This is a genomic window from Polaribacter sp. AHE13PA (assembly GCF_019278505.1).
In the GTDB taxonomy this organism is placed as follows: Bacteria; Bacteroidota; Bacteroidia; order Flavobacteriales; family Flavobacteriaceae; genus Polaribacter.
Genome location: NZ_CP058985.1, coordinates 185764 through 202082, shown reverse-complemented (window position 1 = coordinate 202082; position 16319 = coordinate 185764). Strand labels below are relative to the sequence as shown.

The following is a 16319-nucleotide window of genomic DNA, read 5'->3' as shown; positions in this document are numbered from 1 at the left end:
AAAAGGGGTTGGCACAGCATTTGCCTAATAGAAAATGTAAAATTGAATTAAAATTTATTAAAATAAATATTATGAGTAAAATAATTGGAATTGATTTAGGTACAACAAACTCTTGTGTTTCTGTAATGGAAGGAAATGAGCCAGTTGTAATCCCTAACGCAGAAGGAAAAAGAACTACACCATCTATCGTTGCCTTTGTAGAAGGAGGAGAACGTAAAATTGGTGACCCAGCTAAAAGACAAGCTGTAACAAACCCAACAAAAACTGTTTATTCTATTAAACGTTTTATGGGTAACAAATTTTCTGAGTCTTCTAAAGAAGCAGGAAGAGTTCCTTATAAAGTAGTAAGAGGAGATAATGATACACCTAGAGTAGATATTGATGGTCGTTTATATACACCACAAGAAATTTCTGCAATGGTGTTACAAAAAATGAAAAAAACTGCTGAAGACTATTTAGGAACTGAGGTTACTGAAGCAGTTATTACAGTACCAGCATATTTTAACGATGCACAACGTCAAGCTACAAAAGAAGCTGGTGAAATTGCAGGTTTAGCTGTAAAAAGAATTATAAACGAGCCAACTGCTGCTGCTTTAGCGTATGGTTTAGACAAATCTAACGATGATAAGAAAATTGTTGTTTTTGATTTTGGTGGTGGAACACATGATGTTTCTATCTTAGAATTAGGAGACGGAGTTTTTGAAGTATTAGCTACAGATGGTGATACACATTTAGGTGGTGATGATGTTGATGAAAAAATCATTAACTGGTTAGCAGAAGAGTTTAAAGCGGATGAAGATTTAGACTTACGTAAAGATCCAATGTCTTTACAACGTTTAAAAGAAGCTGCAGAAAAAGCGAAGATTGAATTATCTTCTTCTGCTTCTACTGAAATTAACTTACCATATGTTACTGCTACTGCTAGCGGACCAAAACACTTAGTAAGAACTTTATCTAGATCTAAATTTGAGCAATTAATTGACGATTTAGTAAAAAGAACTATCGAGCCTTGTCAGACTGCTTTAAGAAATGCAGATTTAACAATCTCTGATATCGATGAAATCGTATTGGTTGGTGGATCTACAAGAATACCTGCGGTACAAGAAGCTGTTGAGAAATTCTTCGGAAAAACACCAAGTAAAGGAGTAAACCCTGATGAAGTTGTTGCTTTAGGAGCTGCAATTCAAGGTGGAGTTTTATCTGGAGATGTAAAAGATGTATTGTTATTAGACGTTACACCTTTATCTTTAGGTATTGAAACTATGGGGAATGTTTTCACAAAATTAATTGATGCAAACACTACTATTCCTACAAAAAAATCTCAAGTATTCTCTACAGCTGTAGACAATCAACCATCAGTAGAAATTCACGTTTTACAAGGTGAAAGAGCGATGGCTGCAGATAACAACACAATTGGTCGTTTCCATTTAGATGGTTTACCACCAGCACAGAGAGGTGTACCTCAAGTAGAAGTAACTTTTGATATTGATGCCAATGGTATTATTAAAGTTTCTGCTTTAGACAAAGGAACAAACAAATCTCACGAGATTAGAATTGAAGCGTCTTCTGGATTATCTGAAGATGATATCAAGAAAATGAGAGAAGAAGCAGAAGCAAATGCGGATGCTGATAAAGCTGCAAAAGAAACTGCAGAAAAAATCAACGAAGCAGATTCTATGATTTTTCAAACAGAAAAGCAATTAAAAGAATTTGGTGATAAATTATCTGCGGATAAAAAAGCACCAATCGAAGCTGCTTTAGTTGAATTAAAAGCTGCACATGAATCTAAAGATTTAGCATCAATTGATACTGCATTGGCAACTATCAATGAAGCTTGGAAAGTTGCATCTGAAGAGATGTATGCTGCACAAGGTGGTGCTGAAGGAGCAAATCCTGGATCTGAACAACAAGGTCAACCAGAAGCAGATGCTCAAGGAGACAATGTTGAAGATGTAGATTTCGAAGAAGTTAAATAAGTGAAATAAAATTTTGATAAATCAAAATTCACTATTGAACTTACCCCGATGAAAAGAGGGATCTTCTAAAAGAAAAACATATTTTCTTACAATACTAAAACGCAATCATTAATTTGATTGCGTTTTTTTGTTTTAAAATATACAAGTGAGGCTACTTAATCGCTATGATAATTCAAATTCCTTTGTTAAATTTGCAACAACAAAGAGATCCTTCAGGTTTTAAAAACCTGAAGGATCTAAATCATAAAAAACTTTTGAAGCAATACAACAAAACTAACTTCTTTAAACATACTTTTTGTGAATTCAAACAAATAGAAAACTTTGAATTCCCTGAAGACACCAATTATAAAAGTAAATCTGAAAGCATGTATTTTTATACCAAAGAAGGTGTGTATAGAAAATCGAATCATTGGGGACGTGTTGCCAATTGCAGGTGGAAATTAATTGCAAATGAAGATTATAAAAACCAACAAATAGTAATTGGTTTTGCAAAATGGGCAGACTTCTACTCTATCAATTCAACTGAAAAAATATTTTTTATTGATGTAGATTTTGATAAGAAAGCAGCGATAATTCAACCTAAAAAAGAAAATGAAACAAATAATCCCCTTTTTACGTTAACAGAAGCGCAACAAAAAATAAAACAGATTTCCATTTTATTTAAAGAAACAAAATGGGCAAGCTATTTTGAAGATGATATAGACATTACTCGTTATAAAGTAATTACAGAATTCATCAACACCAATAAAACTTTACAACAAATAAAAAGAGAACAAAAATAATAAAAATGTACTTTTGCAATAAAGGTCTGCTATCTTATGCTATTTAATTCATTAGAGTTTTTACTCTTTTTACCTACTGTTTTTACACTATATTGGTTTGTCTTAAAAAAATTAAAAGTACAAAATTTATTAATATTAGTAGCTAGCTATATTTTTTATGGCTGGTGGGATTGGAGGTTTTTATCTTTAATATTACTAAGTACTTTAGTTGATTATAGTATTGGTGTAAGATTAGACAAAACAAATAACCAACAAAAAAGGAAGCTTCTCTTGTGGTTAAGTTTAGCATTTAATTTAGGTTTACTGGGCTTTTTTAAATACTTCAACTTTTTTATTGACAATTGGGTAGATGCATGGTCTAACTTTGGTGTTACAATGCATAAAAGTTCTTTACAAGTTATATTACCTGTCGGTATTTCTTTTTACACTTTTCAAACATTAAGTTATTCAATTGATGTATATCGTAAAAAATTAAAACCAACAAAAGATTTTATTGCTTTTGCTAGCTTTGTATCTTTTTTCCCACAACTCGTGGCAGGACCAATAGAAAGAGCCACCAATCTACTACCTCAGTTCTACCAAAAAAGATCATTTAATTATGATTTAGCAGCTTCTGGAATGAAACTCATTTTGTGGGGACTATTCAAAAAAATAGTAATAGCAGACAACTGTGCAATGTATGCTAATGAAATTTTTGGAGATTATCAACATCAATCTAGTTTAACATTAATATTAGGCGCCATCTATTTCGCTTTTCAAATTTATGGGGATTTCTCAGGTTATTCGGATATCGCTATTGGAACCTCTAGACTATTTGGTTTTAACTTAATGAGAAACTTTAATTACCCTTATTTCTCTAGAGATATTGCTGAGTTTTGGAGGCGTTGGCATATTTCTCTTTCTACTTGGTTTAGAGATTATCTTTATATCCCGTTAGGAGGTTCAAAAGGAAATAAATTTAAACAAATTAGAAACGTATTTATTATTTTTCTAGTTAGTGGCTTCTGGCATGGAGCAAATTGGACTTTTATATTTTGGGGAGGACTAAATGCACTCTTTTTTTTACCTTTATTATTAACCAATAAAAATAGAAAAAATACAGGCATTGTTGCTCAAGAAAAATACTTACCATCTATTAAAGAATTCTTACAAATGCTAACAACATTTATTTTAGTAACATTTGCATGGATATTCTTTAGAGCAGAAACAGTTACTACAGCAATAGATTATATAACTAGAATTTTCTATAATACTGTTCAAACAAATAGTTCAATAGAAAAGTTTAACTTTATAATTTTACTATTTATATTATTAGAATGGTTTTCTAGAAAAACAGAGACTTTAAAAATTAAAAATAAAGTTTTACGTTATACTTTCTATTTTATAATTGTTCAATCAATCTTATTCTACACAGTCTCTAACAAAGTAGTAGATTTTATATATTTTCAATTTTAATGAAAAAATTTAGAACCAAAATATTCCTAATATCTAGCATAATTATAAGTATTAATCTTATAATTTATATTTTATTGAGTCTTGGAAGTTGGATTACTCCAATGGAAACAAAAAAAGCAAGCTTTTTTAACAACACAATAGAAAAACCTATTTACGTTATTGCTGGTTCTAGCATGGGGAATTCTTTTGACTCCGAGTTAGTTTCAAAAAAATTAAATAGAGAAGTATTTAATACCTCTTTTACTTTATCGCATAAATCTAACTTTATTTTAAATTATATATCAGACAAAGTAAAAAAAGGAGATATTGTTGTTTATGGACCTGAATTTGATAATTATTATGACCAAGACAACTCTATCTCAACAGCACAATTAGCTTCGGTATACAATAATTCTTCTTTTTTTAAATATCAAAATTTTAAACAAAAAATAAAGTTTATTTACAATATTCCTAAAATGAATGTTTTACTTTCTTACAGAAAATTAAAATCCTTTTTTAAACCAAACTTATACAACGATTTAAAAAAATACAATTCAAGAGGTGATTATATTCATCACAAAAATGAAAAAAGAACTTGGAATGCTAGTCAAATAAGTAGGTATGAAAAATATAATTACAATCATGTAATAAGCACAGAATTTAAAAAAAATATTTTAAAAGCAAAAAAAGAAATCGAAAAAAAAGGAGCTCATTTATTTATCACATTCCCTCCTATTGCAGAGTCTGAATATGATGATAGGTTTAATACTGATATTATAAATTTTTATAAAAAAACAGGTTTAAAGCTAATTGGAAACCCGAAAACATTTGTAGTTAATGATAGTTTAATATTAAACCACCCTTACCATACAACTTATAACGGAACAGAAAAAAGAAGCAACCTTTTTATTGAGAATTTCAACCCAATTTTATCTAAAATAAAAAATTGATAAAACATTACAACAAATAAAACGAGAATTATAAAGGAATTCCGTGGTTATTCTTAATTTCTCCCATCACAAATGTACTATGAGCACTTCCAATACCTTTAACAGACCCCAAACTTTGTAATACAAAAGATTGATAATGTTTCATATCTTTTACCATCACTTTTAATAAAAAATCGAAATCGCCAGAAGTATTATAGCATTCTGTTACCTCTTTAAGAAACATAATATCTTTTACAAACTGATTTCCTATTTCTTTGGTATGTTCCTTTAACTTCACATTACAGAATACAATTAAAGAAACATCTAACTTCTCACTACATAAAACAGCCGTTGTTTTTTTTATATAACCTTCTTTTTTTAATCGTTTTATGCGATCAAAAACAGGTGTATTTGTAAGATTTACACGTTGAGCAAGTTCTTTTGTAGTAATATCTGCGTCTTTTTGCAATAAACGAAGTAGTTGTAAATCAATTTCATCAACTTGATACATAGAATATTTTTCTTTTTTAAGTTTAACTACAGTACATAAAAGTATTTTACACTGTCTTTGACTCAAAAATAGTTTTATATTCTGAATATGAATCAAAATACATTATTTTTATTTATAAGTTATAGGTTTGTACAGTAATTAAAACTTATAACAATGAAAACTACTATTTTAGGGCATCCAAGAATTGGAGAAAAAAGAGAACTAAAAAAAGCAATTGAGAGTTACTGGAAAGAAAATATAGATGAAACAACGCTATTAAAAGTTGCCAGCGACATTAAAAAGAAAAACTGGTTGAATCAAAAGGAAATAGGAATAGACCTTATTCCTTCAAATGATTTTTCTTTATACGACCAAGTTTTAGATATGTCGTTAACCTTAAATTGTATTCCTAAAAGATTTAGAGAATTAAAAAATAAGGTATCTTTTGTCGATTTATACTTTGCAATGGCGCGTGGTTTTCAAAAAGATAGTTTTGATATTGTTGCAATGGAAATGACTAAATGGTTTGATACTAATTACCATTATTTGGTTCCTGAGTTTGAAAAAGAGCAACAATTTGAATTGAATTCTTGTAAAATTATTAGCGAATATCGCGAAGCTTTACAAATAGGCATCAATACAAAACCTGTATTAATTGGACCTTTAACTTATTTATTGGTTGGAAAAGAAAAGGAAAACGGCTTTCATAGATTAGAGTTATTAGATCGTTTATTACCTACTTATATTCAATTAATTGAAGAATTACAAAACGAAGGAGTAACGAATATTCAGTTTGATGAACCTTACTTATCTTTAGATTTAACACTTAAAGAACAAGAGGCTTATTTTAAAACTTACACTCTTTTAAAAGCTAAATTTCCTAAGATTACATTAATTTTAGCTAACTATTTTGGAAATCTAAACGATAATTTAAATCTAACATTATCTTTACCTGTTGATGTTCTACATGTAGACTTAGTTAGAGGTTTAGATGAATTAGATACTATTTTAAAGCATCAAAATAAAGAGCAAATACTTTCTCTAGGTATTGTTGATGGAAGAAATATTTGGAAAAATAATTTTGATACATCCATAGAAATCATCAACAAAGCAAAGGCAATTAAAGGTGATAACCTTTGGATTTCTTCTTCATGTTCTTTATTGCACAGTCCGTATGATTTAGATAACGAAAAAGATGGTTCCATTCTAGAAGAAGTAACACAATGGTTGGCTTTTGCTAAACAGAAGTTACAAGAAATTGTTTTGCTTAAAAAAATAACTCAAGATAATTTACAAGCATCAGACATTAAAGAAATCGAAGCCAACAGACTCGCTTTTATCAACAAAGAAAAATCTACACTTATACATAACAACAAAGTTAAACAACGTATAAATGCATTAACAGAGGCAGATAGTTTAAGGAAAAGTGTTTTTGCAGAAAGACAGAAAAAACAGCAACAAGAATTACAGTTACCTCTTTTTCCAACCACAACTATTGGTTCTTTTCCACAAACTAAAGAAGTGAGATCTTTAAGGTTACAGTATAAAAGAAAGCAAATATCCGAAGAAAAATACAACTCCTTTTTAGAAGAAGAAATAACTAGTGCTATCAAATTTCAAGAAAATATTGGCTTAGATGTTTTAGTTCATGGTGAGTTTGAGCGTAATGACATGGTAGAATATTTCGGAGAAAGATTAGCTGGTTTTGCTTTTTCTAGTTTTGGTTGGGTGCAGAGTTATGGTACAAGGTGTGTAAAACCTCCTATTCTTTTTGGTGATGTGTCTAGAGAAAACCCTATGACTGTAAAATGGACAGAATATGCGCAGAGTTTATCTCAAAAATACGTAAAAGGAATGCTTACAGGGCCTGTAACAATTTTACAATGGTCTTTTGTTAGAGATGATCAACCAAGAACACAAACGTGTAATCAAATCGCATTGGCCATACGAGACGAAGTTGCCGATTTAGAAAAAGCAGGCATAAAAATTATTCAAATTGATGAACCTGCAATAAGAGAAGGCTTGCCTTTAAGAAAGGATAACTGGGCAGCCTATTTAAAATGGGCGGTAAATGCGTTTAAAATATCGGCAAGTGTTGTTAAAGATGAAACCCAAATTCACACACACATGTGTTATTCTGAGTTTAACGATATTATTGCAAATATTGCTGATATGGATGCCGATGTAATTACCATAGAAACTTCTCGTTCTGAAATGGAGCTGCTAGATGTTTTTGTCAATTTTAAATATCCTAATGAAATTGGACCAGGAGTTTACGACATTCACTCACCACGAGTACCTAACATAAATGAAATAGAAAGCTTACTCATAAAAGCAACAAATTTATTACCTCAAGAAAACATTTGGGTAAACCCAGACTGCGGATTAAAAACAAGAGATTGGCCAGAAACAAAATTGGCTTTAGAAAATTTAGTTGCTTCTGCAAAATTAATGAGAGAAAGAGTAGCAACCACAGTTTAATAAAAACAGAACAGTTTAAGAATTAGTCTTAGGCTGTTCTCTTTTTTTACGTAAACATATTGTATTTTTGATGTTAAAATATACTATATGAACATACCACAAACTAGTTTCCCAAGAGTTGTAATTATTGGTGGTGGTTTTGCCGGTTTAGCTGCAGCTAGAGGGTTAGAAGAGCAAGAACTGCAAGTTGTGTTAATTGACAAACACAATTACCACACATTTCAACCTTTATTATATCAGGTTGCAACAGGTGGTTTAGAGCCAGATTCTATTGCCTTTCCTTTAAGAAAACGTTTTAACGATGTGGAAAATTTCTATTTTAGATTGACTGAAGTAGAAAAAATAAATCCAGAAAACAATACTATTGAAACTGCTATTGGAAACTTAGAGTATGATGAATTAATTATAGCTACAGGCTCTACAACCAACTTTTTTGGAAATACAAACATCCAAAAACATACGATGGAAATGAAGTCCATTCCGCAGTCTTTAAATATTAGAAGTCTAATTTTAGAAAACTTCGAAGAAGCTTTATTAACCTCTAATATTAAAGAAAGAAACGCTTTGATGAATTTTGTAATTGTTGGTGGTGGACCAACAGGTGTAGAATTAGCTGGTGCTTTAGCAGAGATGAAAAAGGGAATCTTGCCTAAAGATTATCCTGATTTAGACATTCGACAAATGCAGATTAACTTAATTCAAAGTTCTGATTGTTTGTTAAAAGGAATGAGTGCTAAGGCTTCTGAAAAAGCAGAAGATTTTCTAATAAAACTAGGTGTAAATGTTTGGAAAAACTTACGTGTTTTAGATTATAATGGAAAAATAGTTACCACAAATGGAGAAGATCATTTTAAGGCGGAAACCGTTATTTGGGCTGCTGGCGTAAAAGGACAAATGATTGATGGTCTAAACTCTGAATGTATTATTGAAAGAGCTGCTAGAATAAAAGTAAATGAATACAATCAAGTTTTAGGGCACCCAAATGTATATGCAATTGGCGATGTTGCTTGTATGTCTTCAGAAAAAACTCCTTTCGGACACCCAATGATGGCACAACCTGCTATTCAACAAGGTCGGTTAGTTTCAAAAAATATATTGGCAAAATTGTACAACAAAGAACAGAAGGCATTTATTTATAAAGACAAAGGAGCTATGGCAACTATTGGACGTAATAAAGCCGTTGTAGATTTAAAAAACTGGAAATTTCAAGGAGTTTTTGCTTGGTTTGTTTGGATGTTTGTTCATTTGTTTTCTTTAATCGGATTTAGAAACAAAGCGATTGTTTTTCTAAATTGGGTATATAATTATATTCGTTTCGATAGAGAAACCCGTTTAATTATTAGACCTTATAAAAATAAAAACAGCTTTAGTTTTAGAAAATAAATGGCAGAAAAAAGAATCATAAAGTGTCCGAACTGTGGGGTTTTTAACACCAATAAAGAATATTGCACAAACTGCAACACCCTAATTTCTCATCAAAAGAAAAGAGAACTCAAAGCCAATGTTGTAAAACAAAATGAAATTGACAAGGTTATTCATGAAAGAGAAAACCCCAATTTAACAGAAAGATTAAAAAAACATCCTAATATTTTGTATAAAATTACCGGTTGGATTTTGTATTCTGCATTTACAATTGTTAGTATTATTGGTGCTGGTTTGGCTTGGTTTATTGCAATGGTTGCTGCGGGTTAAGATGAAAAAAATACTCTTTTACTATTTTTTGATTTCTTTATTAACAGGAAGTACAATCTATCTTCTTCAATATCTTTCCTTTCCTTTACCTAAATTTATTAGTTTTTATGTGAATGATTTCTTAATCATTCCGATTGTTTTATACATCAGTTTACAAATTTTAAAATGGTCTAAAAACGATAAAAGTTACACGTTGAGTTTCCCTATAATTCTATACGTTTGTTTTATATATAGTCTTTTATTCGAGTTTATTTTCCCTAAATACTTAGCAAGATATACCACAGATATTGTAGATATTCTTCTTTATTTTGCAAGCGGACTTCTATTCTACTACCTTCAAAAGATAAAAACTGATAAAATTTCGAAATAAAACATGCGCATTTAATACAAGTGCTATTGCAAAAAAATCTTCTTTAGAAAGTTCTTTTGACTAATCAAAAAAAGTATTCTAAAGAAGATATAAAGAAATAAAATACACTTAATTACTATTTAGACTCTTCATGGTTTTCATCAAGTGTTTCCGTCAACGTTTTCATAAAAGCAACGATTGCGTTTTGTTCTTCTGCAGTTAAATTCAATTCATCAAAAGGTAAGGTTTGATGCTCTAAATCAAAACCTAATCCGCCGCCACCGCCAAGGTTATAAAACTCAACAACCTGCTCTAAAGTATTGTAAACACCATTGTGCATATACGGAGCAGTTAATTCAATATTTCTAATAGAGGGTGTTTTAAACATTCCTTTGTGCAGTTCTTCTTTAAAGCTCCAATAAAACCCTAAATCATCATCTAATTTTTTATTTTCTGCTGTTTCCGGAACTCCAATAACTTCTTTCTCTGTTTCTGTAAAAAAAGGAGGCACTGTACCATTTGTTAATGGCATAAAATGGCAAGTGGCACATAAAGCTTTTCCCATAAATAAATTGTAGCCAAGTTTTTCTTCATTAGAAAAATTATTTTCTTCTCCTCTCATATTTTTATCAAATTTAGAATTGAAACCATTTAAAGTTGAAACATAAGATGAAATTGCTTTTATAACATCTGTATTATTAGATGACACTTTGCCAAAAGCATCTTTAAAAAGAGGCGTGTACGTCGAATCTTTTAAAATTGCATTAGAAAATTTATGCACATTAGAGTTAAACTCTTTATCGTTTGTAAAAACAGCTGAAATTTGATCTAATAATGTATTTGATCTTCCATCTAAAAAGAAACTTTGTTGAAAAGCGGTATTTATAAGTGTTGGAGTATTTCGTTCTAAAGGATTCCCTTGATTATCAATATTAAAATCGACATTATCTGCATAACCTTTGTCTTGTAAATGACAAGTTACACAAGCCATCTTTCCATTTTTAGAAAGTTTAGGGTCTGAAAATAATTTTCTACCTAAAGCTATTTGTTTATTGGTTGGATTTTGATTGATAGCTGGCGTAAAATAATTTAAACTAAAACTATTTTCTTCAAAAAAGGTAGGCGCATCAAAATTAAAAGGCGTTGTATTTATGGGCTTCCAAAGCGCACTCACTTTTCTTATTTCAACCCAATTTGTAGTAATCGAGTTCATGTAATCTCTTGTAAATGTAAAACGATCAAAAGTATCAAAATCTTCATTTTTTTTAATAAACGAAATAGCGCTTTCAATATTACTGTTAAAAGCAGCATCTAATTCCTTATTTTTTTCTTTTACAACACTCTGTATTGTTTGCTCATAAACAGTTTGCAAACTTTTTAAAGAAATAATTGTTTCTTTAATTCCTAAATGACTCACGGGTGTATCGAACCCTGAAATAGCTAAACTTATAATCCTTAAAAGTTGTTGATGTGTTGCTATAAAAAAACGTTGCGGATTTAATGGTCGTTTTATAATCCCTTTTTTAAGATTAGAAAGTAAGCCTTTTTGCACATACAATTCTTGTGTAAAATCGGCTTCTGACGTCTCATTATCAAAAATACTTTCTTCTATTTTTTGGTAACCTACTGGTTTTATTATTTTACCTGTATCTTCCTTATAAATTGGTAAGGCTGGTCCGTTAGCTCTGTGGCCAACTTCTGGGTTTAAATAAGATGCATAAGGCTCTGCTTTTTTAAATGCAGCTCTAGATAATTCAAAATACTTTTTTGATTTTTCTCCATGCATTCCTGAAACCTCTAAACTATCGATATACAGCAAAGCAACATCTAAATTTTGAGCATAGTACTCTTGTGCAAAAGACCAATTAACGATAGGAATCATTTCTTTTTTATCTTGATTACAAGACATAAAAAGAACACCCATTAATAAAAAAAATAACGATTTAAAATATTTAATCATATTGAAAGTTCTAAAAAATGAAAGAATCTTCATTGTAAAAATGAAGATTCTTAGTATTAAAAATATAGTTTGTGTATTATCTTTCCAATCCTTTTAATAAAACAATTTGCCCACCTTGGTTATGTGGTAAACTGCTTGAAACGAAATCATCACTTTGCCAATAATGTGGTTGTAGGTTTAAAATAAAAGTATCTGGAACTCCAACTTTATCAGATATATCTGTTAATGCACCAAACTCCCCAGAAAAACCAGATGAACCAGATGGGGCTAAATTATTTTCAATTTTTAATGCTAAAACAACTTTTGTATTGTTTCCACTTAAATCACTTTGATAAATTTGAGCAGCATGATTTCTTGCAAAAGAGTTTGGATCTTCTTGCGTATAAATAAAGTTCTCTGTTACACAAATATTATCTGGACTTTGTAATTCTGATACATTACCGTCTTTATTATTAGTATCTGTATTACCACTAATAATTTGTGTTAATTTACCTTCTAATGGGTTGGTTGCATCTAATTCAATTTTATAAACGGTACCCCAATCATTATAAGTTCCTCTTCCTGGACCTCTTCCTGTTACGGCAAAAAATACGTCTCTTGCGTTAGCATCGCTACCTTTTCTATAATCTACATCTTCTACTCTCATAAACTGAGAAGCAAACACATTTGTACAAGCTGTTTCCATTTCGTTTTTAGTTAAACTAGCACCATCAACAATTTCAACAAATTCTACATCATACGATTTAGAAAAATCTAAACTTCCTTCGTTGTAAACAGTATTCGCAGCAACATCCATTGTTCCTCCAGCACCATCAGATACTTGTTTAAATCTTAAAACATATACTTTTCCGTTTTCTAAATCGGCATCACCATTTTCAGAAACATACATAATAACTTGTCCTTCAGAACCACTAGAATCATCATCACCACCAACAATTACTGTTTTACCAGCATATGCTCCTTGTGGCAAAGGCACTGCATTTTCCCAAGAGAATTCTCCTAATGCATCTAAACCAAAATCTGCTGTAGGTGTAGGAGTTTCAATCCAAGGGTCTATACCCTTTACGTCATAAGCATAACTCTCTGAAGCCGATAAAAAGATATCTTTATCACCACCATGTATAGCTGCTTCCCACATAGTTCCAGAACATTGTCTTGCATAATCTGCAACACCACTATTTAATAACCAATCTCCTTCTATAGGATTCAAGTCTTTGTCAAAACGAATTCTAGAAACTGCGTAATCGTCTTCTGCATTTACAACATAGATATACTCATCTCCATCTTTTAAAAACCCTGCACCGTCTTGTGCACCAACTAAACGAAAACCGTTAGAAAGTACATCGGTAGAACTTATTAAAGAAAAAGCTTCCACTGAACTAAAGTCTGAATTTATTGTTACTAAAGGAGCTAAAGAAGATTTGTTAGAAAACATTTCTGGAGAAGGTGTAAAATCCTCACCATCTTCACCGTCCGATCCATTAACGCCATCAACACCGTCAATACCATCCACACCGTCTTCAGGATTACAACTCGTAAAAACTGTACTTACAGAAGTTACAACAAAAAGGAATAAAAATAATTTAAAGTACTTGTTCATCATTTAATTTATAAAGGTTAATTAATTGATCACAAAAATATCTTTTGAAGCCTTCTCAAATATTAACTAAGCATTACGGTTCCCTTAATCTTGAGTAACCTTACTGTTAAAAACATTAATTAAATATTAACGGGTACGTGAAATTGAAGCTATAGTATTAAGTAAACATAAAGAAAAGATGGGCACTAATCCTTTCATAACAAAGCCTACCTAAGATGGGTCACTCATTTTCAACAAACTAAAACGGCATAACTAATAAGACCTTAAAAGGCTTTCCTAAATTTAGGAAAAAAGATATTCATCACATTTAAAAAGCGTTTATTAAGAAAATTAAAAGCAGTTATACTTATTTTATAAAAGTTTTACAACTCATCATTCAAAAATTACAACTCAGTATTTGTTTTTATTTTTAACATAAATAACACCACATCTTTGTAGCACCAAACCAAACAAGATGAAACATATTCTACTTTTAATATTATTAAGCTGCCAATTCTCATTAACTGCACAAACCACCATTTCCGGAAAAGTAACAGATTCTAAAAGCAAACCTATCAATGGAGCAAATGTTTATTTAGACGGAACGTATGATGGAACCTCAACGAATGAACTAGGAGAATTCTTTTTCAAAACCGATGAAAAAGGAACACAAACTTTAATCATTTCTTTTATTTCTTTTGAACCCTTTATAAAAACAGCGGATGTTTCATCTCTCAAAAATTTAAAAATTAAATTAAGAGATGATGTAAATTCTTTAGACGCTGTTGTTATAAACGCTGGAACGTTTGAAGCAGGAGAAAAAGCAAAAGTTACCGTTCTAAAACCACTAGACATTGTAACTACAGCAAGTGCTTTAGGCGATGTTATGGGCGCTTTACAGACACTTCCCGGAACTTCTACAGTAGATGAAGATGGACGGTTATTTGTGCGTGGTGGAGAAGCAGAAGAAACTCAGATTTTTGTTGATGGAATTCGTGTTTTTACACCTTACACTCCATCCGCAAGAAACATTCCTACTCGTGGACGCTTTTCTCCTTTCTTATTTAAAGGAATTTCTTTTTCTACCGGTGGATATTCTGCAGAATACGGACAAGCATTATCGAGCGTTTTACAATTAAATACCATTGATGAACCTACAGAAGAAAAAACAGATTTGTCTTTTATGACTTTAGGCTTGGGTGTTGGTAATACACAAATTTGGGGAAACAATTCATTTAGTGTAAATACTTCTTACATCAATTTAGCACCCTATCAAGAAGCTTTTCCTGATAGAAATCCATGGAAAAAACCAGTACAATCCTTAAGTGGAGAGATGGTGTATAGACATAAATTTAAGAATGAATCTTTATTAAAATTATACGGCGCATTTAGTTATACAGATTTCGATGTCATACAAGATGATATTAATTTTGTGGATGGATTTCGTTTCGGGCTAAAAAATAGAAATCTTTACTTTAATACTTCTTACAAGAATAAATTTGGAGATAATTGGAGAATAGAAACGGGGTTTAGTTTCACCAACGATCATTCTAACCTTAAAATTATTGACGATTTAGTAACTGACAATGAAAACTCCATGCACTTAAAAGTGAAGTTAAAAAAACAGTTTTCTAATCGATTTAAAGTAAGTTTTGGATCAGAATATTTTATGACCAATTTTAACGAAGGTTACACTGCTAATAATAGCAATGAAATAGAATATGGGTTTCAAAATAACATCTTTGCTTCGTTTGTAGAAACAGATATTTTCTTCTCTAAAAATTTAGCAACAAAAATAGGAGTCCGTGCAGAACATTCTGAGTTATTAAATGAATCTACAATTTCTCCTAGAACCTCTATTGCTTATAAAGTGAATAAAAATGCACAATTTTCCTTGGCTTATGGTCAGTTTTATCAGAATCCTAAAAATGAATATTTAAAATTTAGTCAAGATTTTAAAGCCGAAAACACCTCGCATTTAATTGCCAATTATCAACATACAAAACAAGGTCAAATTTTTAGAATCGAAGCCTATTTAAAAGAATATAAAGACTTGGTAAAATATGACGATAACCGACCAATATTTACAAGTAAATTTGACAATAACGGAAATGGTTACGCAAAAGGATTTGATATTTTCTGGAGACAAGATGGTAAAATAAAAAATACTGATTATTGGGTTTCTTACTCCTATCTAGACACCAAAAGAGATTATAAAAATTATCCAACTGCTGCAACTCCTAATTTTGCATCAAAGCACAATTTATCTGTGGTGGCTAAACATTGGATAGCAGATTGGAAAAGTCAAGTTGGATTTAGTTACAGTTTTGCTTCTGGCAGAAATTACACCAACCCAAATGAAACTGGTTTTTTAAATAATCAGACTAAAAACTATAACTCTTTAAGTGTAAATTGGGCCTATTTAATAGATCAACAAAAGATTTTATATTTCTCTGTAAACAATGTTTTAGGAACTCAGAATGTATTTGGTTACAACTATAAAAACAGCGCAGAACCGAATGGAAATTTTGAGCGACAAGCCATTATACCAAATGCTGATAGTTTCTTTTTTGTAGGTTTCTTCTGGACAATTAGTGATAATAAAAAGACAAATCAGTTAGATAATTTGTAGTAATTTGTCATTCCG

The 16319-nt window shown here is 30.7% G+C and carries 11 protein-coding genes; 8 read left to right on the top strand and 3 right to left on the bottom strand.

Annotation, left to right across the window (positions count from 1 at the left end; translation table 11 throughout):
• Positions 1-71 precede the first annotated feature (71 nt).
• The 4 genes from dnaK to H0I28_RS00875 all read left to right on the top strand — a co-directional run bounded on the left by dnaK (position 72) and on the right by H0I28_RS00875 (position 5142).
• Positions 72-1976, top strand: a complete 1905-nt coding sequence (gene dnaK / locus H0I28_RS00890; protein WP_218760107.1) for a molecular chaperone DnaK — start codon at positions 72-74, stop codon at positions 1974-1976.
• Positions 1977-2230: 254 nt separating this feature from the next.
• Positions 2231-2758 (top strand): hypothetical protein, encoded by a 528-nt coding sequence (locus H0I28_RS00885; RefSeq protein ID WP_218760105.1) that lies wholly within the window; start codon positions 2231-2233, stop codon positions 2756-2758.
• A gap of 36 nt (positions 2759-2794) precedes the next feature.
• Positions 2795-4213: an MBOAT family protein gene (locus H0I28_RS00880; protein ID WP_218760104.1), complete on the top strand. Its 1419-nt coding sequence runs from the start codon at positions 2795-2797 to the stop codon at positions 4211-4213.
• A 101-nt stretch (positions 4214-4314) separates the two neighbouring features.
• Complete coding sequence (locus H0I28_RS00875) at positions 4315-5142, top strand: hypothetical protein (RefSeq protein WP_218760103.1); 828 nt, start codon at positions 4315-4317, stop codon at positions 5140-5142.
• 28 nt (positions 5143-5170) lie between these two features.
• On the opposite strand, the gene H0I28_RS00870 is transcribed toward H0I28_RS00875, so the two are convergent.
• A complete protein-coding gene (locus H0I28_RS00870) occupies positions 5171-5632 on the bottom strand; it encodes an Lrp/AsnC family transcriptional regulator (RefSeq protein WP_165733172.1) in 462 nt (153 codons plus the stop codon).
• A gap of 153 nt (positions 5633-5785) precedes the next feature.
• On the opposite strand from H0I28_RS00870, the gene metE reads away from it, so the two are divergent.
• From metE to H0I28_RS00855, 3 genes are all read left to right on the top strand, one after another.
• The gene (metE, locus tag H0I28_RS00865; protein ID WP_218760102.1) at positions 5786-8092 is read left to right on the top strand and encodes a 5-methyltetrahydropteroyltriglutamate--homocysteine S-methyltransferase; all 2307 of its coding nucleotides are present in this window, start codon (positions 5786-5788) and stop codon (positions 8090-8092) included.
• An 87-nt stretch (positions 8093-8179) separates the two neighbouring features.
• Complete coding sequence (locus tag H0I28_RS00860; RefSeq protein ID WP_218760101.1) at positions 8180-9475, top strand: NAD(P)/FAD-dependent oxidoreductase; 1296 nt, start codon at positions 8180-8182, stop codon at positions 9473-9475.
• A complete protein-coding gene (locus H0I28_RS00855; protein WP_218732828.1) occupies positions 9476-9784 on the top strand; it encodes a hypothetical protein in 309 nt (102 codons plus the stop codon).
• A 485-nt stretch (positions 9785-10269) separates the two neighbouring features.
• Here H0I28_RS00855 and H0I28_RS00850 read toward each other — a convergent pair whose 3' ends face one another.
• Both H0I28_RS00850 and H0I28_RS00845 read right to left on the bottom strand, forming a co-directional pair.
• The gene (locus tag H0I28_RS00850) at positions 10270-12093 is read right to left on the bottom strand and encodes a cytochrome-c peroxidase (RefSeq protein ID WP_218760100.1); all 1824 of its coding nucleotides are present in this window, start codon (positions 12091-12093) and stop codon (positions 10270-10272) included.
• Positions 12094-12169: 76 nt separating this feature from the next.
• Positions 12170-13696, bottom strand: a complete 1527-nt coding sequence (locus H0I28_RS00845; protein ID WP_218752370.1) for a PhoX family protein — start codon at positions 13694-13696, stop codon at positions 12170-12172.
• Between the two features lie 451 nt (positions 13697-14147).
• On the opposite strand from H0I28_RS00845, the gene H0I28_RS00840 reads away from it, so the two are divergent.
• Complete coding sequence (locus H0I28_RS00840) at positions 14148-16304, top strand: TonB-dependent receptor (RefSeq protein WP_218760099.1); 2157 nt, start codon at positions 14148-14150, stop codon at positions 16302-16304.
• Positions 16305-16319 lie beyond the last annotated feature (15 nt).